At 37.2% G+C, this 24,612-nt stretch carries 25 protein-coding genes and 1 tRNA gene; 19 read left to right on the top strand and 7 right to left on the bottom strand.

Annotated elements, in window-relative coordinates; all coding sequences use genetic code 11:
* Window positions 1-236: 236 nt before the first annotated feature.
* Window positions 237-1,460: an ATP-dependent Clp protease ATP-binding subunit ClpX gene (clpX, locus tag FHG85_RS01760; RefSeq protein WP_173072560.1), complete on the top strand. Its 1,224-nt coding sequence runs from the start codon at window positions 237-239 to the stop codon at window positions 1,458-1,460.
* Here the strand turns inward: clpX and FHG85_RS01765 are convergent.
* From FHG85_RS01765 to lptB, 4 genes are all read right to left on the bottom strand, one after another.
* Window positions 1,457-1,942: a dihydrofolate reductase gene (locus tag FHG85_RS01765; protein WP_173072561.1), complete on the bottom strand. Its 486-nt coding sequence runs from the start codon at window positions 1,940-1,942 to the stop codon at window positions 1,457-1,459. The genes clpX and FHG85_RS01765 overlap by 4 nt on opposite strands.
* A gap of 18 nt (window positions 1,943-1,960) precedes the next feature.
* A complete protein-coding gene (locus FHG85_RS01770) occupies window positions 1,961-2,755 on the bottom strand; it encodes a thymidylate synthase (protein ID WP_173072562.1) in 795 nt (264 codons plus the stop codon).
* A gap of 208 nt (window positions 2,756-2,963) precedes the next feature.
* Window positions 2,964-3,048, bottom strand: a tRNA-Leu gene (locus FHG85_RS01775).
* Between the two features lie 66 nt (window positions 3,049-3,114).
* Complete coding sequence (lptB, locus tag FHG85_RS01780) at window positions 3,115-3,840, bottom strand: LPS export ABC transporter ATP-binding protein (RefSeq protein ID WP_173072563.1); 726 nt, start codon at window positions 3,838-3,840, stop codon at window positions 3,115-3,117.
* 168 nt (window positions 3,841-4,008) lie between these two features.
* On the opposite strand from lptB, the gene FHG85_RS01785 reads away from it, so the two are divergent.
* Window positions 4,009-5,922 (top strand): polysaccharide biosynthesis protein, encoded by a 1,914-nt coding sequence (locus FHG85_RS01785; RefSeq protein WP_173072564.1) that lies wholly within the window; start codon window positions 4,009-4,011, stop codon window positions 5,920-5,922.
* Window positions 5,891-6,349, top strand: coding sequence for an acyl-CoA thioesterase (locus FHG85_RS01790; protein WP_173072565.1), 459 nt, complete (start codon window positions 5,891-5,893; stop codon window positions 6,347-6,349). Before FHG85_RS01785 ends, FHG85_RS01790 begins: the two co-directional genes overlap by 32 nt.
* On the opposite strand, the gene rimM is transcribed toward FHG85_RS01790, so the two are convergent.
* Both rimM and FHG85_RS01800 read right to left on the bottom strand, forming a co-directional pair.
* Window positions 6,332-6,853: a ribosome maturation factor RimM gene (gene rimM, locus FHG85_RS01795; RefSeq protein ID WP_173072566.1), complete on the bottom strand. Its 522-nt coding sequence runs from the start codon at window positions 6,851-6,853 to the stop codon at window positions 6,332-6,334. The genes FHG85_RS01790 and rimM overlap by 18 nt on opposite strands.
* Before the next feature lie 12 nt (window positions 6,854-6,865).
* Entirely contained in the window at window positions 6,866-7,411 is a 546-nt protein-coding gene (locus tag FHG85_RS01800; protein WP_173072567.1) for a 30S ribosomal protein S16, read from the bottom strand.
* Between the two features lie 182 nt (window positions 7,412-7,593).
* Between FHG85_RS01800 and FHG85_RS01805 the strand changes: the two genes are divergently transcribed.
* The 13 genes from FHG85_RS01805 (at window position 7,594) to FHG85_RS01865 (ending at window position 21,521) form a co-directional block, all read left to right on the top strand.
* Window positions 7,594-8,967 (top strand): bile acid:sodium symporter family protein, encoded by a 1,374-nt coding sequence (locus FHG85_RS01805; protein ID WP_246249252.1) that lies wholly within the window; start codon window positions 7,594-7,596, stop codon window positions 8,965-8,967.
* 29 nt (window positions 8,968-8,996) lie between these two features.
* Entirely contained in the window at window positions 8,997-10,352 is a 1,356-nt protein-coding gene (locus FHG85_RS01810) for a 1-acyl-sn-glycerol-3-phosphate acyltransferase (protein WP_173072568.1), read from the top strand.
* Window positions 10,353-10,469: 117 nt separating this feature from the next.
* Window positions 10,470-11,222, top strand: coding sequence for a LytR/AlgR family response regulator transcription factor (locus FHG85_RS01815; RefSeq protein WP_173072569.1), 753 nt, complete (start codon window positions 10,470-10,472; stop codon window positions 11,220-11,222).
* Window positions 11,223-11,227: 5 nt separating this feature from the next.
* Entirely contained in the window at window positions 11,228-11,647 is a 420-nt protein-coding gene (gene ruvX, locus FHG85_RS01820; protein WP_173072570.1) for a Holliday junction resolvase RuvX, read from the top strand.
* Window positions 11,648-11,670: 23 nt separating this feature from the next.
* The gene (gene def / locus FHG85_RS01825; RefSeq protein WP_173072571.1) at window positions 11,671-12,225 is read left to right on the top strand and encodes a peptide deformylase; all 555 of its coding nucleotides are present in this window, start codon (window positions 11,671-11,673) and stop codon (window positions 12,223-12,225) included.
* A gap of 248 nt (window positions 12,226-12,473) precedes the next feature.
* Entirely contained in the window at window positions 12,474-12,929 is a 456-nt protein-coding gene (gene rplM / locus FHG85_RS01830; protein WP_220429221.1) for a 50S ribosomal protein L13, read from the top strand.
* A gap of 8 nt (window positions 12,930-12,937) precedes the next feature.
* A complete protein-coding gene (gene rpsI / locus FHG85_RS01835; RefSeq protein ID WP_173072573.1) occupies window positions 12,938-13,324 on the top strand; it encodes a 30S ribosomal protein S9 in 387 nt (128 codons plus the stop codon).
* Window positions 13,325-13,444: 120 nt separating this feature from the next.
* Window positions 13,445-14,296, top strand: coding sequence for a 30S ribosomal protein S2 (gene rpsB / locus FHG85_RS01840; protein WP_173072574.1), 852 nt, complete (start codon window positions 13,445-13,447; stop codon window positions 14,294-14,296).
* 26 nt (window positions 14,297-14,322) lie between these two features.
* Window positions 14,323-15,150, top strand: coding sequence for a translation elongation factor Ts (tsf, locus tag FHG85_RS01845; RefSeq protein ID WP_173072575.1), 828 nt, complete (start codon window positions 14,323-14,325; stop codon window positions 15,148-15,150).
* A gap of 316 nt (window positions 15,151-15,466) precedes the next feature.
* Window positions 15,467-17,305, top strand: a complete 1,839-nt coding sequence (rho, locus tag FHG85_RS01850; protein WP_173072576.1) for a transcription termination factor Rho — start codon at window positions 15,467-15,469, stop codon at window positions 17,303-17,305.
* A 111-nt stretch (window positions 17,306-17,416) separates the two neighbouring features.
* Window positions 17,417-17,944, top strand: coding sequence for an RNA polymerase sigma factor (locus FHG85_RS01855; protein WP_173072577.1), 528 nt, complete (start codon window positions 17,417-17,419; stop codon window positions 17,942-17,944).
* Window positions 17,941-18,825 (top strand): FecR family protein, encoded by an 885-nt coding sequence (locus FHG85_RS01860; RefSeq protein WP_173072578.1) that lies wholly within the window; start codon window positions 17,941-17,943, stop codon window positions 18,823-18,825. Before FHG85_RS01855 ends, FHG85_RS01860 begins: the two co-directional genes overlap by 4 nt.
* Before the next feature lie 47 nt (window positions 18,826-18,872).
* Complete coding sequence (locus FHG85_RS01865) at window positions 18,873-21,521, top strand: carboxypeptidase-like regulatory domain-containing protein (protein WP_173072579.1); 2,649 nt, start codon at window positions 18,873-18,875, stop codon at window positions 21,519-21,521.
* On the opposite strand, the gene FHG85_RS01870 is transcribed toward FHG85_RS01865, so the two are convergent.
* The gene (locus tag FHG85_RS01870; protein ID WP_173072580.1) at window positions 21,505-22,344 is read right to left on the bottom strand and encodes a MaoC family dehydratase; all 840 of its coding nucleotides are present in this window, start codon (window positions 22,342-22,344) and stop codon (window positions 21,505-21,507) included. The two genes, FHG85_RS01865 and FHG85_RS01870, sit on opposite strands and share 17 nt — an antisense overlap.
* Before the next feature lie 185 nt (window positions 22,345-22,529).
* Here FHG85_RS01870 and FHG85_RS01875 point away from each other — a divergent pair, with 185 nt between their 5' ends.
* The 3 genes from FHG85_RS01875 to FHG85_RS01885 all read left to right on the top strand — a co-directional run bounded on the left by FHG85_RS01875 (window position 22,530) and on the right by FHG85_RS01885 (window position 24,582).
* Window positions 22,530-23,393, top strand: a complete 864-nt coding sequence (locus FHG85_RS01875; protein WP_173072581.1) for a FecR family protein — start codon at window positions 22,530-22,532, stop codon at window positions 23,391-23,393.
* A 35-nt stretch (window positions 23,394-23,428) separates the two neighbouring features.
* Window positions 23,429-24,262, top strand: coding sequence for a hypothetical protein (locus FHG85_RS01880; protein WP_173072582.1), 834 nt, complete (start codon window positions 23,429-23,431; stop codon window positions 24,260-24,262).
* A 119-nt stretch (window positions 24,263-24,381) separates the two neighbouring features.
* Complete coding sequence (locus tag FHG85_RS01885) at window positions 24,382-24,582, top strand: 4Fe-4S binding protein (protein WP_173072583.1); 201 nt, start codon at window positions 24,382-24,384, stop codon at window positions 24,580-24,582.
* Window positions 24,583-24,612 lie beyond the last annotated feature (30 nt).

Consider the following 24,612-nt stretch of genomic DNA (forward strand, 5'->3'; position numbering starts at 1 on the left):
ATCAGTTTATTCACTTGCTTTAGGGAAGAACTCTCATTCAGCGAAAGTCAAATTATTTTCTTTTGGAATTTCATGTTGTTTTAACTTCGCTTTAATATGATTTATTATAGAACATTGTGAACATGGTTTTGTTTTATTAATGGTTCATTGCATTCATAAAATATAACAGACCTTTATTATTTATAAGGTATCAATTAACTATTTATGATTAACTTTGTCGCAAATTTAATGTTAAAATGAAGAATACCGATAAATGTTCATTTTGTGGTCGCCACCAGAAAGAGGTTAACCTGCTTATTGCTGGTTTAGATGGGTTCATCTGTGATTTATGCGCCGAGCAGGCTAATCTTATTGTAAAGGAGGAGTTAAAGAAGAAGGGCGAGTTCAAGTTGCAAAAAAGCAAGCTGTTAAAGCCAATCGAAATAAAGAAGTTTCTTGATCAGTATGTTATTGGTCAGGATGAAGCAAAAAAATTCCTTTCGGTTGCAGTATATAACCACTACAAGCGTTTACTCCAAAAGGATAAAGGCGACGATGTGGAGATTGAAAAATCAAATATCTTGTTGGTTGGAGAAACTGGTACGGGTAAAACATTACTTGCTCGCACCATTGCACGCATGCTTCATGTGCCATTCACAATTGTCGATGCTACAGTTCTTACCGAGGCAGGATATGTAGGCGAGGATGTTGAAAGCATTCTGACACGTCTTTTGCAAGCTGCCGATTATAATGTAGAGGCAGCCGAAAAGGGTATCGTATTCATTGATGAGGTCGATAAAATTGCCCGCAAAGGCGATAACCCTTCTATAACTCGCGATGTATCGGGCGAAGGTGTCCAGCAGGCAATGCTCAAGCTTTTGGAAGGCTCTATTGTAAACGTTCCCCCACAAGGTGGACGTAAGCATCCGGAACAAAAAATGATTGCTGTTGATACCAAGAATATCCTCTTTATTTGTGGTGGCGCGTTCGAGGGAATTCAAAAGAAAATTGCTCAGCGTTTAAACACAACTGTGGTTGGATATGGTGCTAGCAAAACACGCGAAGTGATTGATAAGGATAATCTGTTGCAATACATTGCCCCACAGGATCTAAGAGCCTATGGGTTAATCCCTGAAATCATTGGTCGTCTTCCTGTTATCACTTACCTAAACCCTCTCGATCGCGATGCCTTGAGGTCAATCCTTACTGAACCTAAAAATGCTATTATCAAGCAATACATTAAACTGTTTGAATATGATGGCATTAAGCTTCAATTCGAAGACGAAGTGCTTGAATATATAGTTGATAAAGCCGTTGAGTTTAAACTTGGAGCCCGCGGACTACGTTCAATTTGTGAGGTTATAATGATTGATGCCATGTTTGAACTTCCAACAAGCGATAAGAAAGAAATGGTAATCACCCTCGATTACGCTAAGGCTAAGATGGAAAAGACAAACATTAAGCGTTTGAAAGCGGCTTAGTCCTGCTTTCTTTTATACTCTTCAAAAGTAAAGCCTGGCCCATCGGTCGGGCTTTGTTTGTCCGATGATATTAGCTGCCACTCATCTGAACTGATAGGAGGGAAATAGGTATCGCCTTCATATGATTCATGAACTCTCGTAATGTAAAGTTTATCGGCTATTGGTAGTGCCTGTTTATAGATTTCGCCTCCACCAATTATAAAAACTTCACTTTCATCTCTTACAAGGTCTAAAGCTTTATCTAATGAGTTGGCAATTTCAATCCCATCGGCATTAAAACTTGGGTTTCTTGTTACTACAATGTTTCTTCGGTGGGGTAGTGGTTTACCTATACTCTCAAAGGTTTTTCGTCCCATAATAATGCTATGACCCGATGTAATCTTTTTAAAATGCTTTAAATCTTCAGGTATGTGCCAAAGTAGACCATTATTCCCACCTATTACCCCGTTTTTAGCAATAGCAACTATAATAGAAAGTTTCATTCCTTTAGGTTTTAATATCTAAACAGCAATCTCTCCTTTAATATGTGGGTGTGGGTCATACCCTTCTAGTTTAAAATCGCTATACTGAAAATCAAATATCGATTTTATTTCGGGGGTTATAATCATTTTAGGCAGCTTGCGTGGTTCTCTAGTTAGTTGTAGCTTTACCTGTTCGATATGGTTGAGGTAGATATGTGTATCGCCAAGGGTGTGTATAAACTCGCCAGGTTCGTATCCACATACCAGGGCTACCATCATGGTTAATAAAGCATATGAGGCGATGTTGAAAGGAACTCCCAAAAAAACATCAGCGCTGCGTTGGTAAAGCTGGCACGAAAGCTTTCCATTTGCTACGTAAAACTGGAATAGAACATGGCAGGGTGGAAGAGCCATGTTTTCAATTTCACTAACATTCCAAGCCGATACAATATGTCGACGAGAGTTTGGATTGTTTTTCAACGACTCAATTACCTGGCTAATTTGATCGATATGCTTCCCATTTGCCGATGGCCAGCTTCGCCATTGATATCCATAAACTGGACCTAGCTCACCATTTTCATCGGCCCATTCATCCCATATGGTTACTCCATTCTCATTAAGGTATTTTATGTTGGTATCTCCCTTTAAGAACCACAAGAGCTCGTGAATTATAGATTTCAGGTGCAACTTTTTTGTGGTAAGCAAGGGAAACCCTTCTTGCAAATCGAATCGCATTTGGTAGCCAAACACGCTTATTGTTCCTACTCCAGTGCGATCGTCTTTCTTAACACCATTCTTAAGTATGTGATCGAGTAACTCTAAATATTGAACCATATAGCAATCAAATTATTTCTCAAAAATAAGAAAGAAAAACGAGGAAATGTTAATCTCAAAAGAAAACTTCGTGAATTAAGTTTGTTATAGATAGAGTTATGAAGGATTACGTCAGATATTTTTTTAAAAGGAATAACTTCTGTTGGTCAATTACTTAGAAATAGTTTCAATTAGTTGTGGTAAAAAAAAAAGCCCGTTAACCCGGGCTTGGTGCGGATAGAGGGACTCGAACCCCCACGCCTTTCGGCACTAGATCCTAAGTCTAGCGCGGCTACCAATTACGCCATATCCGCAAAATTGTTGTGCAAAAGTAATAAATATTTTTGTAATAGCAATACTTTTTTGCCTATTCCTTTAAATTATTTTCTTAATTCAAAGTTTTGACCAAGGTAGAGTTTTCGAACTTGCTCATCATCAGCCAGTTCTTCTGCTGTTCCCGATTTAAGAATTTCTCCATCGTAAAGCAGATAAGCTCGGTCTGTAATAGAAAGGGTTTCATGAACGTTATGGTCTGTAATTAGAATCCCTATGTTTCTATCTTTAAGGTGAGCAACTATTGCTTGGATATCCTCTACTGCTATAGGGTCTACACCAGCAAATGGTTCATCAAGTAAAATAAACTTAGGGTCTATAGCTAAGGCTCGAGCAATTTCAGTTCTACGTCGTTCGCCCCCCGAGAGTTGAATTCCCAAGCTTTTTCTAATCTTTTGCAATCCAAATTCCTCAATAAGAGATTCTAATTTTTCTTTTTGGTATTCCTTACTAAAACTTGTCATTTCAAGTACAGCCTTTATGTTGTCTTCAACACTAAGCTGCCTAAATACCGATGCCTCTTGGGCAAGATAACCGATACCACGCTGCGCACGTTTAAATACGGGTTCATTTGTTATATCAGAATCATCTAAAAAAATCCTTCCTGAATTGGGCTTGATTAATCCAACTATCATGTAAAAGGTTGTTGTTTTACCAGCACCATTAGGTCCAAGTAATCCAACAATCTCTCCTTGGCTAACTTCAACGCTTGCACCCTTGACTACTGTCCGAGTTTTGTATCTTTTAATAAGATTTTCTGTATATAATCGCATAGGTCAGAAAATTTGTTGTAAAAGTAACCATTTTCTTATACCTATAAATCAAGTTTTCAATAAAAAGTTATAAATTAACAATTTGTTAAATGCAAACATTAGCACGATATTTGCATGCCCTTTTTAGAACCTGTTTTTATTCGTAATTTTGCCCAATAACGAGAAGATATGATTCAACCACCAAAACATACACCACGCTGGATTGTTTTCCTGATTGATATTTTAATTTGTTTATTTTCAATCACGCTTTCGTTTTATGTACGATTTGAGTTTTCGCCATCCAATGAGTTTAAACTTCTTCTTAAGTCGATAATACCCCTTGTGCTTTTTATTAGGGCGATACATTTTATATCTTTTAGAACATTTGCTGGTTTAATTCGATATACTAGTACTAAGGATGCTGAAAGAATTTTTATAGTTACTAGTTTGGGAACATTTGTCCTCTTTATTATAAATTTCATTAACTACATTGCAAATAAACAATTCTTAATTCCCAACTCTATTCTTTTAATCGATTACTTTATCACCATCATTTTACTAGTTGGTTCTAGGCTTACTTACAAAGCAATTTATTATACCATTAGAAACTCTGATGTTGATGGTGAGAAGATCCTGATAATTGGTGTTGAACAATTTGCTGCCGCAGTAAAACGGGCTGTAGACAAGGAAACTCTTTCTGGGATAAGGATAGTTGGGTTTATTGACCCCTATAATCGTCAAGAGGGAAATAAAATTGAGGATATCGAAATTTATGGTATTAATAAGATTGAGTTTCTTGTTCAAAAGTATGATGTTTCTAAAATCATTCTTGCATCTAAGAATCTTGATCCAAGTAGAAAAAATAAAATCATTGAAAAGTGCCTAGCCTTAAACATTAAGGTGCAGACCGTACCCGATGCTTCAGTTTGGATAAATGGTGAGCTGAATGTAAAACAGCTGAAGAATATACGAATTGAGGACCTTCTTGAGCGGCCACCCATTGTTTTAGACAAGAAAAGAATACAAGACTACATTAAAGGTAAGGTTGTTCTTGTTACTGGAGCTGCTGGATCGATAGGGAGCGAAATGGTTCGACAGATTTCCCGCTTCTACCCTAAAAAAATCATTTTATACGACATTGCAGAGACACCCTTATACGAGTTGGAGCTGGAGTTAAAAGAAAGCATTCACTTTTTTGATTTTGAAACAGTAATTGGCAGCGTTACAAATGAATATCGGTTAAAAAAGGTATTTGAGGTTTTTAAACCACAGGTGGTATTTCATGCAGCTGCATATAAGCATGTTCCTATGATGGAAAACAATCCTACCGAGGCTGTTTTCAATAACGTGCTTGGAACAAAGTTAATTGCAGACTTTTCCGTTAAGTTTGGAGTAGAGAAGTTTGTGATGATTTCTACAGATAAGGCTGTAAACCCAACAAACGTTATGGGGGCAAGCAAGAGGATAGCTGAAATTTACACTCAAACACTTAACACTACCTCACCAACCAAATTTATTACTACCCGTTTTGGGAATGTGCTCGGCTCCAATGGCTCTGTGATTCCGCGTTTCAGAAAGCAAATAGAGAATGGTGGACCTGTTACCATTACCCATCCCGATATTATAAGATATTTCATGACCATTCCAGAGGCTTGCCAGCTTGTGCTTGAGGCTGGTGCAATGGGGCAGGGGGGCGAGATATTCATCTTTGACATGGGCAAGCCAGTCAAGATTCTTGATTTGGCTAAAAAGATGATAAAACTCTCTGGCTTAACCTATGGCAAAGATATTCAAATCAACTTTACAGGTTTACGCCCTGGCGAAAAGCTATACGAGGAATTGCTTAACAATAAAGAAAATACTATTCCTACGTATCATCCCAAAATTATGATTGCTAAGGTTGACGAATATTCTTCTGACGATGTTTTCCCTATGATAAATGAGCTAATTAGTTGCCTACCGTCTCATAACAACTTTTTGATAGTTAGCAAGATGAAGGAAATCGTTCCTGAGTTTATTAGTCGAAACTCAGTTTACGAAAATATTGATAAACAAAAAGAATTTCAGAAGCATGAGCAAGACTCTAAATTCAAGTCTGCATGATTTTAAGCATCGTTCGCCCATCCAAATAAGATTTAATGATATCGACCAGCTATCGCATGTTACCAATTCTGTATACCAGCAGTATTTCGATTTAGGCCGATTAAACTACTTTACCGATGTGTTTGAAGAACAAATGGATTGGGAGTCAAAGGGGCTTATCCTTGCTAGCATTACAATAAACTATCTAAAACCCATTAAGATGTGGGATAAAATTGAGGTGCTAAGCAGAATAGTTGAAATTGGTAATAAGAGCCTTAGGATGGAGCAAAAAATTATGAATCATTCTATGAATAGCATAGCAGCAGAAAGCCAGTGTGTGATGGTTTGCTATAGCAATAGCCTAGGAGAGACAATAAAAATTCCTGAGAACTGGCAAAAAAGAATAATTGCTTTTGAGAACAGCGTAAAGTTAAGAGTTAAGATTTAGTATTCCTTCAGGAATTTGCATCTCTACTATTTTCTTTTCTATATCAACCAGAGTAATAAGTTCATCTGCAGCAGGAATAATTACCTCTACACCATTGTCTCTAAGAACGGTAAATGTAGCGTTCAAATCATACTCAATGTAATCGGAAATCTTTCCTATGCGGTTGCTGTTTTCATCGTAAACTAAGTAACCAACCAGGTCGGCAAGAAACATCTCGTCGGATTCGGGAATATTATCTACAGGGAGTAAAAGGTTTAACCCAGTAAAATGCTGAGCTTTCTCAATACTATCAACTTCGTCGAGTTTTAAAATGGCTTTTTCTTCAGATGGGGCTTTAATATTCTCAATAAAAAAAGGAACCGGTATACCATCAATTTCAATGAATACCGATTCCAGTTCAATTGGGTCAAACTTAAGTGGCAAATCAAAATTTACCAGAAGTTCACCATGAATGCCATGTGTTTTTTGGATGTATCCAATATTAACAAAACTGGCATCCCCCATTCATCAATAAGCTTAGGCGTTTTCCGATTCAGTGTTTTCTTCGGAACTTGCTTCCTCTGAAGCATTTTCAACTTGTTCTTCTGCCTCTTTAGCCGCCATTTCGGCTTGCTTTTTGGCAATTTCTTGAGCACGAGCCTCACGAACTTTAGCTTCAGCCTCTAAACGTTGTTTTTGAGCATCAGCTTCGTTCTTTGCTAATGATTCAATCTTAGCCTTAATCTTGGCCTCTTTCTGTGCTACCCACTCCTGGAATTTAGCCTCAGCTTGTTCTGGGGTAAGTGCACCCTTTTTAACACCTTCAAGAAGGTGTTTCTTTAACAATACACCTTTGTACGAAAGGATAGCCCTACAGGTGTCAGTAGGTTGAGCGCCCTTTTGAAGCCAGTCCAATGCCCTATCAAAATTTAATTCAATAGTAGCAGGATTTGTGGTTGGATTGTACGAACCAATCCTTTCAATGAATCTGCCATCTCGTGGCGCCCTGCTATCCGCCACCACAATGTGGTAGTAGGGTCTTCTTTTCCTACCATGGCGGCTTAGTCTGATTTTTACAGGCATACTTTACGCTTTTAATTAAACCTACTTATTACTTTTGCGCCGCAAAGATACATTTTTTTATTAATTGAATTACAATAGACTGCATAATTATTTTTTGCTTTTAGCTTTCAAATTGCTATTTATAAAAAAAATAGTAACCTTTGCATCCTATGCGTTTTGTTAAATATCATTAAACTATCAGTATGAAGACATCTCGCACACGAATCATCTCGCTGCTCGTAGTTGCCTTGATACTTAATTCCTTTGTCTCCAGATCGGAATCCTTAGCAAAGAAACTTAAAGACATTCCACTCCAGAGCGACTCAACTTATGTTCTTGACCTTTTAGGTACGCCTACTAAAAAGGTTTATGTACAAAGGTATTACTATCAAGGAAATCAGGCTGTTTTTGTAGATAGCATAATTTCTGATATTAGGCTTAAAGACACACATAAAAGGATAAAGATAAAGCTCAAGCGACATCTAAATGATAGCAGTAAACATGGATTGTCAATTTCAACTTTAAGAATTGGGATGTCGCTTGCTGAAGCTGTTGAACGAGCAGGTGAACCAGATAGTATTTTAAATGGGGAGGATTGGTATTATACTAATAGGCATCGCCTAGAGTTATCTGATGGGAGGGTAATTGCTAGGGATTTGCATATTAAGGCAACCCTTGAAACGCTAGATTGGATTTGGCTTAACTTTTCAAAGGGTGGATTGCTATTTATGAACATTACCTTAGCCCTCATCATGTTTGGAATTGCTTTACAGATAAGAGTTGAGCACTTTAAGTTACTCTTTGTGAGCCCCAAACCCGTTATCGTAGGTTTTTTCTCTCAATTCTTTGCTTTGCCGTTTTTAACTTTTTTACTTGTATTAGTCATTCAACCTACACCAAGCGTAGCACTTGGAATGATACTTGTGGCGGCATGCCCAGGAGGAAATATATCTAACTTCATTTCATCGCTTGCAAAGGGAAACGTAGCTCTATCAATTACTCTAACTGCTATTGCTACAATAGCCGCAATTTTTATGACACCGTTTAACTTTACATTTTGGGGAAAACTTTACTCCTCTGCATCAAATCTTGTTATTCCTATTGAGATAGATGCCTGGGAGATGATTAAAACCGTCCTTATCTTGCTGGGTATACCTGTCTTTCTTGGCGTCCTATTTGCTCGTTTTTTCCCAAATACGGCTCAACGAATTTCTAAGCCATTCAAGATATTTTCCATTGTCGCTTTTCTAGGCTTTGTAGTTGCTGCCCTTGCTGCAAATTTTAGCTATTTTCTTAAATACGTGCATTTAATAGCACTAATTGTATTGGCACATAATGCTTTAGGGCTTCTTACGGGTTATCTAATTCCTACGCTATTCAAACTTAACAAGCGCGATAGAAGAACTATTGCCATTGAAACGGGGATTCAGAACTCGGGCTTAGGATTAGTGCTAATTTTCAATCCAAATCTTTTTGATGGACTTGGCGGAATGGCATTCATTGCTGCACTTTGGGGAATCTGGCACATTGTTTCGGGGCTTGGAATTGCCTATTATTGGTCGAAAAAGTTTAACTAGTTTTTTGTTGGATTTTAGTTTTTTGTGTTATGCCTACTAGCAGAGAAAGAATTGAGAAATGGTCATTTGGTTATTGGTTACTCCGTTTTTATCAAAACATGATGTTTCGGTTGTATTTTAAGACCGAGATTGTTGGACTAGAAAAACTAACTAAAAATACCACCTTCATATTTGCACCGAACCATCAGAATGCCTTGATTGATGCCTTGGCCATGCTAACACTTAACCACAGTTGGCAGCCTGTATTTTTGGCACGTGCCGATATTTTTAACAAACCGTTAATATCCAAAATTCTTACCTTTCTTAAAATCATGCCCGTTTATCGCATTCGCGATGGTTACGAAAACCTGTCGTTAAACGATAGGATTTTTCAGAAAACCATGGACATTATAAGGAACGGCAATGGGCTCGTAATTTTACCTGAAGGCAACCACGATGGTTTTAAGCGTTTAAGGCAGCTAAAAAAGGGAATTGCTAGAATTGCTTTGCAAACCGAAGACGCATCGGATGGTACTTTAAATATTCATATTGTTCCTGTTGGATTAGACTACTCTAACTATGTGAGATACCGCAGTAAATTGCTAATAAGGATTGGTGAACCGTTTCCTGTAAAAAAATACTTGGAACTGTATCGTCAAAACAAGGCATTGGCTTACAACTCATTGGTTGGTGAGTTGGCTGAAAGAATGAAAAAGGAGATGATACATGTTGAGGATGAGCATAATTACGAAAGTTACATTTTTCTCACGGAATTCTTTTCAAAGTACTACGTCAAATTTAAGGGGTTGCCCAAAACTCAAAACAATCATTTTGAGATAAGAAAGCGTTTAATTGCGAAGCTGGATGAGTTAAAGCGAAATAATACTAACAGATTTAATAGCATAATATCGAAATCAAACGAGTTGCTTGAGCTTATGCAACAGTATAAGCTCAAGCAACGGGCTTTGCCGCTTCTTGTTTCTAAAGCATTTAACTTAGTCTGGATGATACCTTTTATTATAATAGCATCGCCCCTTGCATTGTATGGTTTTTTAAATCATCTTTTACCTATTCTGTTACCTTTTTGGCTGAGTAAAAAGTTTAAGGATGTGCAATTTCATAGCTCTGTTAAACATGCTGCAAGCCTGCTTCTGGTGTTAATACTTTATCCTTTGCAGGTTGTTGTTGTGGGTTTGGCATTTAAAAGTTTGGTTATATCTCTTATATACTTTTTATCGTTACCTGTATCGGCATTTATTCTTTTCCATTGGCGAAGGGTTTTATATAAGATTATGGGTATTTCAAGAGTAGTACGATTGGGCTATAGTAAAAGGAACGAGTTTGAAAAGGTTAATAAACTTTACAGTGAGCTATTACCGGAACTAGCTGCTGTGTACGAAGTATAAAACTATCTATAGTTGGGGTAGGCTTTTAATTATTGGTATTTAAACAGTTTGTTCTGGCAAAACATTGCAAAAACCACATTCAATATCTATTTTTGTCGAAACTTGTTTTGAGGACAAATGCTTAAAGCTCTTATTGTTGATGATGAAATAGCATCGCTACGTACGCTTGAACTGCTTATTGGCAAGTATGAGCAGCATGTCGATATTATTGGAGTTGCCCATTCTGCCAATGAAGGAATAGAAAAGGTAAAACAGTTTGATCCCGATATAGTTTTTTTAGACATCGAGATGCCAGGTGGAAGTGGTTTTGACTTCCTTGAAGGGTGTCCTCATCGGAATTTCGATGTAATTTTCATTACTGCCTATAACAACTACGCAATAAAAGCTTTTAAGTATAGTGCAATTGATTATCTACTTAAACCCATTGAGGTTGATGAACTTCATCAAGCCTTAGAGAAGATCATAAAACAGCGCTACTCTCAATTTGATGGGAGAAATAAGTACTATGCTCTTTTTGAAAATATAAAAGAGATAATTCCCAAAAAGCTAGTTGTATCCACTGACGATAAGTATGAATGTATTGATGTTTCTGCAATCCAACTAGTAGAACAAACAAATAGCGATACAGTAATAAAACTTGCTGATAACAGTCAGCTAAAGGTTGCAAACTCATTTGCTGAGCTATCTTCTTTACTTGAAGAACGTCATTTTGCTCCAATCAGCAATTCGCAAATGATAAACCTGGCCATGGTAAGAAAAATTACGAACAAGCCTACAAATAATGTTCAACTAAGAAATAAGCAGGAGGTTACTGTAAAGCCAGAGTATCTTGGGAAGTTGAACGAAGTTCTTTCAAAAATATCAAAATAAAAAATTTGGGACGGATAGTTGCACTTGATATAGGACGAAAAAGGACAGGAGTTGCTCTCACTGATCCTTTAAAAATAATAGCTTCGCCACTCGATACCATTCCAACTCATACTGTAGTTCCTTTTCTGGAGAAGCTATTAAAAGAAAATGAGATAGAGCTAATAGTTGTAGGATATCCGTTGCAAATGAACAATACTCCCTCGGAAGCTGTTAACTATATCAAACCTGTTGTAAAGCAGATAAAGAAGAAGTTTCCCAATTTACCTTTGGAGTATGCCGATGAGCGGTTTACCTCAAAGTTAGCTATGCAAGCCATGATTGATGGCGGCATGAAAAAAAAGGATAGACAGGTTAAGGCTAATGTCGATAAAATTAGCGCTTCAATAATACTGCAAAGCTATTTGGAAGGTTTAAACTATAAATAATTAATACTTTTGCAAAAAAAACGATGATACGAACAGTTTACATATACGGTTCGCCTGTGTTAAGGAAGGTTGCTCAAAACATTACACCAGATTATCCAGAGCTTGATAAGTTGATTGACGATATGTACGAAACAATGAGCAATTCCGATGGGATTGGCTTAGCGGCTCCCCAAATTGGGTTGTCCATAAGGCTATTTGTGGTTGATGGAACACCGCTTGCCGAAGATGATCCAACCCTTAAAGATTTTAAAAAGGTTTTTATAAATGCTCAAATTGTAGAGCGATTTGGCGAAAAAACTATATACAACGAAGGGTGTTTGAGCTTACCAGGATTGCATGAAGATGTTGAACGTGAGTCCAAAATAAGAATTCGGTACGTTGACCAAAACTTTAAGGAACACGAGGAGGAGTATGAGGGGATGGCAGCTCGAATAATTCAACACGAATACGACCATTTAGATGGTATTCTTTTTACCGATCGTGTTTCACCAATTCGCAAGCAGCTACTTCGCTCAAAATTAAATGCGATAGCTAAGGGAAAATTTTCTGCCAGCTATAAATGTAAGATAGGAAAGTAAAACATATCATCGCTTTAAACTTTCTTTTTTTAAGATTTTTCCGTTATGCAGGTATCCCTAATCTAGGGGTTTCATAAATTATAGTATTTTGATATGTTATTTAATTGGCTAAGCTTCAAAATGATGTAAAATTTTTAAATTTATTTTCCCTTGTTATTTAAATAATTAGTTGTATTTTTGCGTCCCGCTTATTATCTAAATATAGGATCACAAATTGTTGGTATTAACCTAAAAATTAGGAGATTACAGTGAATACGCAGAGTTACAAAACGGTAATGGCAAACAAAGCCACCGTTAAAAAGGAGTGGGTTGTGATAGATGCTACCGATCAGGTTCTAGGCCGTTTATCGAGCCAAGTTGCAAAAATCCTGAGAGGCAAACACAAACCCAGTTTCACCCCTCATGTTGATTGTGGTGATAATGTAATTGTTATTAACGCTGACAAAGTTCGTTTAACCGGACGTAAGTTAACGGATAAACAGTATGTTCGTCATACTGGTTACCCAGGAGGACAGCGTTTTGCTACTCCAAAAGAGATGCTACATCGCAAACCTATTTGGGTGATTGAGCATGCTGTTAAGGGTATGCTTCCTAAAAACAGGTTAGGAGCAGCGTTGTTCCGTAATTTGTATGTTTATGCTGGATCTGAGCACCCACACGAGGCTCAGCAACCAAAGAAAATTGAATTAAGCAACATTAAATAAGTTAACTTATGCAGGTTTACAACGGATTAGGTAGAAGAAAATCAGCTATTGCTCGTGTTTACCTTCGCGAAGGTAAAGGCAATATAACAATAAATGGTCGTGATCTGAAGGATTACTTCAGTTCAGAACTGCTACACTATGTAGTTAAGCAACCACTACTTGCAATAAACGCAGAAGAAAGTTTTGATATTAAAGTTAACCTTGATGGTGGTGGTGTAACTGGACAAGCCGAAGCTCTTCGTTTAGGAATTGCTAGGGCATTGGTTAAGTATAATGAGGAGAACCGAGCAGTTATGCGTGCCAACGGTTTCTTAACCCGCGATCCTCGTGAGGTTGAACGTAAGAAACCTGGTAGACCAAAAGCAAGAAAGAGATTCCAGTTCAGCAAACGTTAAAATTATCAATTTTACAAACAATTTATTATTAACTATTTGGCAGGCAGTTTAGTAATAAATTGCCCAGACTCCCGAAAGGGACTACTGAGCGATTGCCAAAGAATCTAAACAATTTGAAAAATGTCAAGAACTAATTTTCAAGAATTACTCGAAGCAGGTGTACACTTTGGCCACTTAAAGCGTAAGTGGAATCCCAAAATGGCTCCATATATTTTCATGGAGAAAAATGGTATTCATATTATTGACCTGCACAAAACAGTTGCAAAAATCGATGAAGCTGCCGCTGCTGTTAAGCAAATCGCTAAATCGGGTCGTAAGATCCTTTTCGTAGCTACCAAAAAGCAAGCTAAAGACATCGTAGCAGAGCGTATCAAATCAACAAACATGCCTTACGTAACTGAGCGATGGCCTGGTGGTATGCTTACTAACTTCCCAACTATCAGAAAGGCCGTTAAAAAAATGAATAGCATCGATAAGATGATGACCGACGGTACTTTCGATACTCTTTCTAAACGTGAAAAGCTACAGATTCAACGTCAACGTGCTAAACTAGAGAAGAACCTTGGTTCAATTGCTAACATGAACCGTCTTCCTTCTGCCCTTTTTGTGGTTGATGTTCAAAAAGAATATATCGCCGTACGTGAAGCCAATAGGCTTAACATCCCGGTTATCGCAATGGTTGATACTTGTTGTGATCCTACTCCTATCGATTTTGTGATTCCGGCTAACGACGATGCTTCAAAGTCAATCGCTTTAATTGTTGACATAATGGCTAAAGCCATTGAAGAGGGATTGGCAGAGCGTAAGGCTGAAAAAGAAAAAACACAAACAGTTGATCAGGATAAAGAAGGTGGAAAAACCAAAGCTCGTAAAGCTAAAAAAGATGATGAGGCTGTAGAGGAAGTAGCCGAAGAAGATGACGATGTTGCTATGCAAGATGATTCTGCCTCAGCTGAAGAAAATAAAGAATAATAACTCACTGAAAAAACAAAAATATTATGGCTGAAATTACAGCTGCTGAAGTTGCTAAACTACGTAAACTCACCGGAGCAGGTATGATGGACTGCAAAAAGGCTTTAGTAGAAGCCGACGGTGATATGGATCGTGCAATTGAATTAATACGCGAACGCGGTAAGGCTATTGCCAACAAACGAGCCGACCGTGAGGCAGGCGAAGGTGCTGCATTAGCAAAAGTTAATGAAGCTGGTAACCGTGGGGCTATTGTTGTGCTTAACTGCGAAACTGACTTTGTTGCTAAAAATGCCGACTTTGTTGGTGTTGCATCTAAAATTCTAGACCATGCTTTAAGCACAAGCCCTGCAAACCTTGAAGCTCTAAAAGAGTCAACCCTAGATGGCAAAAAAGTTGCTGATGTGGTTGCCGAATTCTCTGGTATTACTGGAGAAAAAATGGAACTATCTTACTACGAATTTGTAGAGGCTCCTATGGTTGTTTCTTATATTCATCCTGGTAATAAACTTGCTACAATTGTTGGATTCAGCAAGGCTATAGATGTGCAAGCAGCTAAAGATGTTGCTATGCAAGTAGCTGCTATGAATCCTGTAGCAATAGATAAAGATGATGTGCCAGAGGATATTCGCCAAAAGGAATTTGAAATTGGTAGAGAGCAAGCACGTCAAGAAGGTAAGCCTGAAAACTTACTTGATAAAATTGCTGAAGGAAAACTTAATAAATTCTACAAGGAAAGCACTCTATTAAACCAAGAATTTATTAAGGACAATAAGATGACCATTCGTCAATATCTACAAGGTGTAGATAAAGATGTAAAGGTTACTGCTTTTAAACGATTCTCTTTGAATTCATAGTTTTTTGAATTTTGAAATAAAAAAGGAGAGTTTATGCTCTCCTTTTTTGCGTTATGTTAGTAGTATACAAACTTTGACGGAAAAAACTTAACAAAGATATTTTACGTATTTAATAAACGTTTTAAGAGGTCATAGATAAAACTCGAGTAAATAAAAATTAGTTGTCTTTTTTATAAATCGCAACAATTATTTGGTATGTATAAAACAAACATTTAAATTTGCATCAACGCATTCGGAATTGTCTTCCAAAGAAATCAATACAAACCGCGTATTCTAATCCATTCTTATTGTCTTAACAATATCATCATACTAAATTATGTACGACATACTAGAACTTAACAAGAAGTTACTTCCTGAGCTTAAGGAAATAGCTAAGAGTTTAAATATCAAAAAGGTCGATGGTTTAAAGAAACAAGAACTAATCTATAAGATACTCGACCAACAAGCTATTGAAGCATCGTTAAAGCCTGGTGATGAAAAAAGCAAGGAGCGAAAAAGAACTACCAATAAAGCCACAAAAAAGACAGCTGACTCCTCAAAGAAAGATGGGAAGGATAGCAGCAAAAGCCAAAAGAGTAAGGCCAGTGATTCTAAAGAACAGCCTAAAACTAAAGCCCAAAGTACCGACGAGGAGAAAACTAGCGAAAAGCCAGTAGAAAAAACAACCGAAAAAAGTAAACGGAAACGTATTACTAGAAACGTTGAGGCTAAAAAGGAGTATTCAACTGTTGAAACGGATAAAACCGAAGACAAAAAAGAGGAAAGCGAAAAAGTTCTTACAGTTAATAAAAAGGCAGTAGTTTTACCTGAAATAGATGTTGAAGCCCAAACCGAAGCATCAGAAGTCCAAGTTGACGATGATGCTGAGAGCACTAAAACCGAAAACACATCACAGGTCGCTGAAGTTGAAGAGAAATTTACTCCTGAAAATATTACAGTAGAAGAGAAAACTGTTGAAGTTACCGAGAAAGAATCTCCTAAGCAGGTAAAACCACACCCTGAGAAACGAACAGGGAACGAACGCTTTGATTTTGACGGGATTGTTACAACTACAGGCGTACTTGAAATCATGCCAGATGGTTATGGATTTCTACGCTCATCAGACTATAACTATTTAAGTTCACCCGATGATGTTTACGTTTCGCAATCGCAAATAAAACTTTTTGGACTAAAGACAGGTGATACTGTTACTGGCTCAATTAGGCCGCCAAAAGAGGGTGAAAAATATTTCCCTTTAATTAAAGTACAAGAGATAAATGGCCGTGATCCAGAATTTATTCGCGACCGCGTACCTTTCGATTATTTAACCCCCTTATTCCCTAATGAGAAGTTTACTCTAATAGGGAATGGTATGAACCTCCTATCTGCACGAATTGTTGATATGTTTTCGCCTATTGGTAAGGGGCAGCGAGGATTAATTGTAGCCCAACCAAAAACTGGTAAAACAATTCTTTTAAAAGATATTGCCAACTCAATAGCAGCAAATCATCCCGAGGTATACATGATTGTTCTGCTTATTGACGAGAGGCCAGAGGAGGTAACCGATATGGCTCGTAGTGTGAATGCTGAGGTTATCGCGTCTACCTTCGATGAGCCTGCTGAACGTCATGTAAGAGTTGCCAATATTGTACTGGAAAAAGCAAAACGACTAGTTGAATGTGGTCACGATGTGGTCATCCTTCTCGACTCAATTACCCGTTTAGCCCGAGCATTCAACACTGTTCAACCAGCATCAGGGAAAGTGCTCTCTGGTGGTGTTGATGCTAATGCACTTCAAAAGCCAAAGCGTTTCTTTGGGGCTGCTCGTAATATTGAAAATGGTGGATCCCTTACCATCCTAGCCACCGCTCTTACCGATACTGGTAGCAAAATGGATGATGTTATTTTTGAGGAGTTTAAAGGAACTGGTAATATGGAGCTTCAGCTCGATAGAAAACTCGCTAACAAACGTGTATTCCCTGCTGTTGATATTATGGCTTCAAGTACTCGTCGTGAGGACTTGCTGCTAGATAAAGAGGTTCTTCAAAAGATTTGGATCTTGAGAAATTATCTCACCGATATGAACTCGGTTGAGGCCATGGAATTTCTGAGAGATCGTTTGGTGAAAACAGCAACAAACGAGGAGTTCCTTTGGAGCATGAATAGCGATATATAACCTATATGGTTATAATTTTAAAGGTAGCATTAGCTTGCTACCTTTTTTTCTACCTTTATTTTTTATGAAAGTATAAAGATTAGATTAAATTTGTGCGTATAGCAATTAACCATGACGCTCCCAAAAGGAAATTATACTGCTGAAGAAATTGAGTGGTTTCGAAGAATTTTCGACGAATTCTACGAGAGTATTCGACATTTTGCCTATTATAAAACTGGCGATGTTGATCTTTCCGATGATATTGTTCAGGAGGTTTTCCTGAAAATATGGGACATGCGAAAAAAGGTTAACGATGAAACAGTAAAATCGTTATTATATACTATTGCAGGAAATATCATTAAAAATCATTATAAGCATTTAAAAGTTGTTTACAACTTTCAGAGCCAAACTAAAGCAGCTAGTGGTAGTACAGCAGAAAGCGCCGATGAGCCCATTAGAATTGAACAGTTCAACCAGCAGCTTCAGGATGCAATTGCATCTATACCCGAGGGCCCAAGAGAGGTTTTCCTCATGAGTAGAATTGATGAGCTAAGCTACCAAGAGATAGCCGAAAGACTTGGGTTAAGTGTTAAAGCCATTGAGAAAAGAATGTCAGTAGCACTCAAAGTACTGAGAGATAAGTTTGGATATAAAATATGAGCAACGAAGAAAAAATAGGAAATAATAAAATGGGGCAAGCAAAAAGTGATAATTTTTTTAGCAACTTGTCTGTTCCTCCTTCAAAACGAAGTAAGGAAGAGGCCTGGCAATTGCTCATGCAGTCTATTGATGAAAAAGAGGAACATCACAATAAAAGCATCTCTTTAAAGCCTAGTTACACCAAACTGCTTGTTGCTGCTTCAATAGCAATACTTTTTCTAATCTCATCAGTACTGATTTTTAATAAGGAATATCATTTTGAAACGTATGAGGCGCAAACCCTTAAGGTTGATTTGCCCGATGGATCATTTGTTAATCTAAATGAAAACTCATCAATTGCTTACTCTTTGACTTACGGATGGTTTAACCGCAAGGTCAGCTTTGAGGGCGAAGGTTATTTCACAGTTACTAAAGGTAAAGGTCGCTTTATTGTTGATGTTGCTCAAAATAAAAAAATTGTAGTAACTGGAACCGAGTTTAATGTAATAAGTAGAGATAAGGACTTTTCTGTTACCTGTTATGAAGGCTCGGTTGAAGTAAGAGCATCTAAGTCGAAACCTCTCAAAATAAAAGCCGGTGAGCAAGTCTTGCTTGATAAAAATGAGCTCAAACTTAATTCAAGCACAATAAATAGACCTCCTAAACCTGTTTGGCTTACAAATGAATTTGTTTTTATAAATCAGCCCCTTTCTATAGTTTTTGATGAGCTGTCGCGTTATTACAAAGTTAGAATAGTAGCAGATGGCTTTAACCCTTCGGAGCGACAGTTTTCAGGGAAATTACCGGCTGATTCATTTAGAAATATAATTGAAATAATGTCCGTATCATTAGGGTTATCCTATTCATACTCACCCGATTCTACAACTATTGTTTTTAGGTAGGGTTTTTGTAGCATATCTTGTAATGCTTTTAGACAAAGTTTGGATTAATGGGTAAGAAAAAATTACTAACATATTTTTTGCTACTTTCTCTGCTGTTATCTTTTCATATGGTATCAGTTGGCCAGGATGTTAGGATTAGTGAAAAATATAACCAGAAACCTTTAACTGAGATTCTTTCTCAACTCACCGAGAAATATAATGTTAAGCTAGCCTATGATCCTGTTGCGTTGAGTGAACTAAAATATACTGGTAAGTTTTCAAATGATAAAATTGAAAAGGTTTTAAAAGCTGTTCTTAAGAATTCAGGATTTGAGTATGTGAAAATAAATCAGGTTTATGTTGTTAAAAAATCTGTAGCAAAGATAGAAAAAAAGTCATCGTTTATTCAGGGGATTGTACGCGACAGGATTTCTGGAGAGGCATTGCCCTATGCATCGGTCAAAGTGGTTAATGATAATACCGGAACAGTAACTAATACCGACGGTTTCTTTACAATACAGAATATGACTGACGATTCAGTTAGCATTGAGGTGAGTTTTTTAGGATTTAATCCCATAAAAACAAAGATTGCACGAATTGATAATTCAGGCAGCCCAGTTGTAGTAGAGCTTGACCCAAAGCTATTTGTAATTTCCGATGTTGAAGTAGTAAAAAGCATCTCAAAACTTTTAGCATTAGGGAACAACCCTGGTGAAATAGTCTTAAATACTCGTAAAGTTGGCGAAACGCCATCTCTCTCCGGAATTGATGTGCTTGCACCGTTACAGCTTTTGCCAGGTGTTGACGGCACCACCGAGTCGCTCTCAGGATTATTAGTGCGTCATTCCCCGCCTGATAAAAACTTGATTTCATACGATGGTTTTACCATTTATCATATCAACCATTTATTTGGAGCTTTTTCAAGCTTAAACTCTAAGGCGATTAAGGATGTTCGACTTTATAGAGGTGGATTTGACGCTCGCTGGGGGGGGAGGGCTTCGTCAGTAGTTGAGATTACAGGAAAAACTGGTAATGAGAAAAAGTTTGTAGTTGATGTCGGTTCAGATCAGCTAGCTGGCGATATTACCGTAGAAGGACCTATTGGTAAAAAATCATCTTTCATTCTGTCGGCACGTAGAGCATATACCGATTACTATCGCTCTCCGCAATTTCTAAACATCTTTGAAAGTGCTGCCAATGATATAAAAATTCTTAACAAAAGCTTTACCGTTTTTGGGACTGACCCCTCAGCACCTTCTTACATGTTTTATGATGCTAATGCCAAGTATAGCTTAAAGCCTAACAGCAAAGATGTGATTTCAGTTAGCGCTTATGTAGGAAAGGATAGGCTGAATTATGCTCAGCTGCTTTCTTCACCATTTGTTAAAGAGCTATCCGATTGGGGGAATAGTGGTATAGGTACACGATGGGCTAGACAGTGGAACGGCAAATTTTACCATAACCTAACATTTGGGCTTTCTAATTTTAGCAGCGATTTTGCCCTTTATGACAGCACTCTTAGCAAACGTTCAGCCCAACTCTTTGCTGATACTGTTATTCGTGATTACAAAACCAGTACAAACTTAGTTGATTACACGCTAAATCTGAATACCCAATTTACTTTAAGTAAGGAGTTTCTTCTTGAGTTTGGACTTCACGCTAATATTGTTGATGATAATCTTTTTGAAAAATATTTTCGTTCAACCAATGGATATGTATTTATTGATACAATGCGCCAATCCTCCTTTTACTCACAGTTAAAAACTGGTTGGTTGCAATTAACATACAAAACTAAAGGATTGAAATCGTTGAAAATTGGTGGACGATTATCTCATCATAATTTGACCGACAAATACTATTTTGAACCTCGTGTTCAAATGGTTTTAAGTCCAACAGAAAAACTCGATTTAAAATTTTCGGCAGGTCTTTATAATCAATTTATTAACCGAATTTATCTTTATAGCACCAGTGTAAAATATCTTTGGGTCGCATCCGATGGAGTTAATTTTCCTGTTGTTAAATCAAAACATTTTATCTCAGGAATTAGCTATGAAACAAAAAATTTCACAATAGATATAGAAGGCTATGTTAAGGAGACATCTGGGCTTTCTTTTGTTCAAAATAAGATTGTTCGAACCACAAATAACCGTTTTGTTGAACGTTCGAAACTTTACTTATTAGATAGTAGGGCTTTGGGGGTAGATTTACTCCTTAAAAAAACAGCCGATCAATTTGAGGGTTGGTTAGCTTACTCGTATAGCAAATCATTTAACCAGTCAAGCAGCTTAAATGGGGGAGATGAATACTATGCTCTCGACGACCATTTACATGAGTTAAAAGCTGTTACTCTATATCGATATAAAAGATGGCGGTTATCTAGTGCGTGGATTTATGGATCGCCTAAACCATGGGATGAAATAATCCTTTTGCCAAACTTAACGATTTCACCTGATTATGAAAAAAATTCAAGTCGATTAACTCCTTACCACCGGTTAGATGTTGGTATAAGCTATTCTGCACAAATCTTTTCTGAGGGTATGGTTGAATTTGGGTTGAAGGTTTTTAACTTATATAACCGTAACAATATATTAGCTCGACCTTACTCTTTAACTGACACTCCCATATCCGATTATTTGCAAGGAAAATCAATTATATCGTATAACGATATTTATGGTTTGGGTAGAACCCCAACAATATTTTTTAATATCCGGTTTTAGTAGATGTTTTATCAGTGGCATTTAGGTTTTTTACCATCCTTAAAATAAGCTTATCGGGAATTGCTACTAGTTTATAAATGGAGTAGTATAGTACTGAACCGTTTTGTATGCATGCAACCTTAGCAGAGTAGAGCCTATTTTTAACCTCACGCTGAAAGTTGACGTTATATTGAAGTTCACCATCGGAATTGAGCCCCTCAAATCCTCCTGGTCTATAAATTTCGAGGTCCTGATAAAATGGAGATACCTGTTTGGGATTTAGATTCTTATCTAAGAGTTGATTGATTTCAACCTCTACATCAGTAATAGGCTCTCTAATAGCCTTGAATAGTGCTGCGCTTGCATATGCTATTGCAAACAGGAAATCAGATAATGTTTTATTTACACAGCTTGAAATACTCCTAAAAACATTAAGTTGCTTTTTGTTGTATTTCAGTGTTCTAGTAACTCCATTCAAATCAAAAGTTAAAGGTGAATTGGTATTTGTGGCATATGAACGCTCCTTTTTTGTTGAAAATAAATCATGTCCATTTATTGCCTGCAAAAACTTTTCAGCTTTATTGTTAGGGTTTGTAGTTACTTTTAGTTCAACATCTTCGTTTGTACATACAACATTCCCAAAAACCAATTTAAAGTAGTTATAATAGTCGTTAGATAGCCCATGGAGCAGACTAGCTATGCTAGAAAAAAGAAGCATGCCAGGCACAACAACACCCTTGTTCTGGGTGTGCATTACTTCTGGGTTATGGATTGGGTTGTCGTCAGCAGTTGCTCTACAAAACTCTACAACTGATTTATTCGAAAAACAAAATCTTTTTTCCATCACATCTTAAAAAATATGCAGCAAAGGTAATTTTTTTAAGTAAATCAAACGTATGTATGAAAAAATAAAATAGGGTATTCTCTTAATCTCTTGTATTTACTATAAAAGAAAGAAATTTAAAAAAAAATAAAATTCTGGTAGGGTATTCAAACGTGAGGTTGTACTAGTAGTAAAAGAAAGTAAAAATGAGACCCGACAGCGATATAAATAATAGGATTGATGGGATGCTTGGGAGTTACAGGGTGCCTGACGGGAAAACTCATGATGAAGCTTGGCAAGCGCTCTTTGACAGAATTAATCAAAACAATGACCAGGGAAAAGTAAGAGGGATGGGTTACCTGCTTACTCGTTTAGCTGTTGCGGCTTCATTTTTTGTTGTTTTATCATTCTCAACCTGGGTTTACCTATATAGGATGGGTAATGAATTAATTTACCTAGGCCGAGGAGAACATGCAACCTTACTTTTACCCGATAGTAGTAAAGTAACGCTAAATGCTGATTCAAAGCTGTCCTATAATAAGAATCGTTGGTTCTTAGAAAGAAAGGTTGTTCTTGAGGGTGAAGCCCTATTTGAGGTAACCAAAGGGAATCGGTTTTCTGTAATATCAGCTGGGGCTAAAACCACTGTATTGGGTACAGTATTTAATGTGTATAACAGGAATGGCTTGGTATGCGTAACCTGTTACGAGGGCAGGGTAAAGGTGGAAACGGCTAAAAGCAAATCAAAAACATTACTAACCAAAGGAATGGAGGCAAAAACAATGGGATATGCACTCGAAGTTAAAAAGGAAATGAAAGAAAATTCAGCACCAAAACCATCGTGGACTCAAGATGAATTCTACTTTAACAATGAGCCTTTAACCACAGTAATTGAAGAATTAGAAAGGCAGTTCGATGTTGATATTTTTCTTGATACCGACACCATGCGATTCTATTCGGGTTACTTTAAACGTAAAGATATAGAGCAAGCACTCGATTTGGTGTGTATACCTCTTGATTTGAACTGGAGGTATAGCGGTGAGCTAATTGTAATTACTAACAATAAATAATTCGAAACTTAATGTCTAACTTAAATTTTACAGCTATGAAAAGAACAAATTTAATTTTAGCAGCTAGCATCATGATGATGGCAGCTATTAGCTTCACTTCTTGTGAAAAGGACGATGAGGTTATTAATCCTATCGTAGAACAATCAGTTGAGGATGATGATGTGGATTCATATTTCGACGATGTTTTAGCCGAGGTTGATGATATTACCTTGAGCGAGAATTCAAAAGATTCTCAAATGGCTTATGCAACATTAGGCGAAAATGGGGAGCGTATTCGTAAAACATCTTGGGATGATAATAATTGTCGCATTGATTCTGTAATCTATAACGAATTTGTTAACCCAAATGCAAAGTATGAAAGGGTGAAGAATGGTGTTATTATCATTCGTACATGTGGAAATTACCTTTCTGACAATTTTGAGCGTACTGTTACCTTCGATAACTTTACCATAAATGGTAATAAAATTGAAGGGAAAAAGGTTATTAGAAAAACTGCAGAGCATCAGTATCAGATTACCCTAACAGATGGTAAGGTTACCTTCACTGATGGAACTACCTATACTCGCAATGCTGAAAGAACCCGTACTTGGGTAGAAGGTTACGATACACCATTCTTTGTTTGGGATGATGTTTACACATTAGAAGGTAGCGCTACTGGAGTTAATCGTAAAGGTGAAACCTATACCCATCAAATAACAAGTGCTCTAATGTTTAAATTAAACTGCCGTTGGATTGTTCAGGGTGTTATTAACATTACTGTTGGCGATAAAGAGGCAACTTTAGATTACGGAATGGGTGAATGCGATAATATGGCTTATGTAACCGTTAATGGGAAAACCTACGAAATTAAACTTAGGGGAGGTAAATAGTATAACTCGCTGTTATCTGTAAAGGAGGGGCAACCCTCCTTTTTTGATATATATCAACATAAATTAACATATCGATATATGAGAATATGTTATTTTTGCGTCCGTAAAATTTGAACAATATGAGTGTAGTAGTTGTTAATGAAAACAGATGTCCACAAAACCACCCATGTCCTGTGGTTAGCTATTGTCCTACTGGTGCAATTAAGCAACGTAGCTGGAATAGCGCACCAGAAATAGACAGGGAGAATTGTAAGAATTGTGGGTTATGCATTAGAGTATGTGGATTTGGGGCATTTACTTTTGCCGACAACAACAAGTAATTTTAAGGGTAGGTTTACCTACCCTCTGTT

It is taken from the genome of Tenuifilum thalassicum (assembly GCF_013265555.1).
GTDB classification, from domain to species: Bacteria; Bacteroidota; Bacteroidia; order Bacteroidales; family Tenuifilaceae; genus Tenuifilum; species Tenuifilum thalassicum.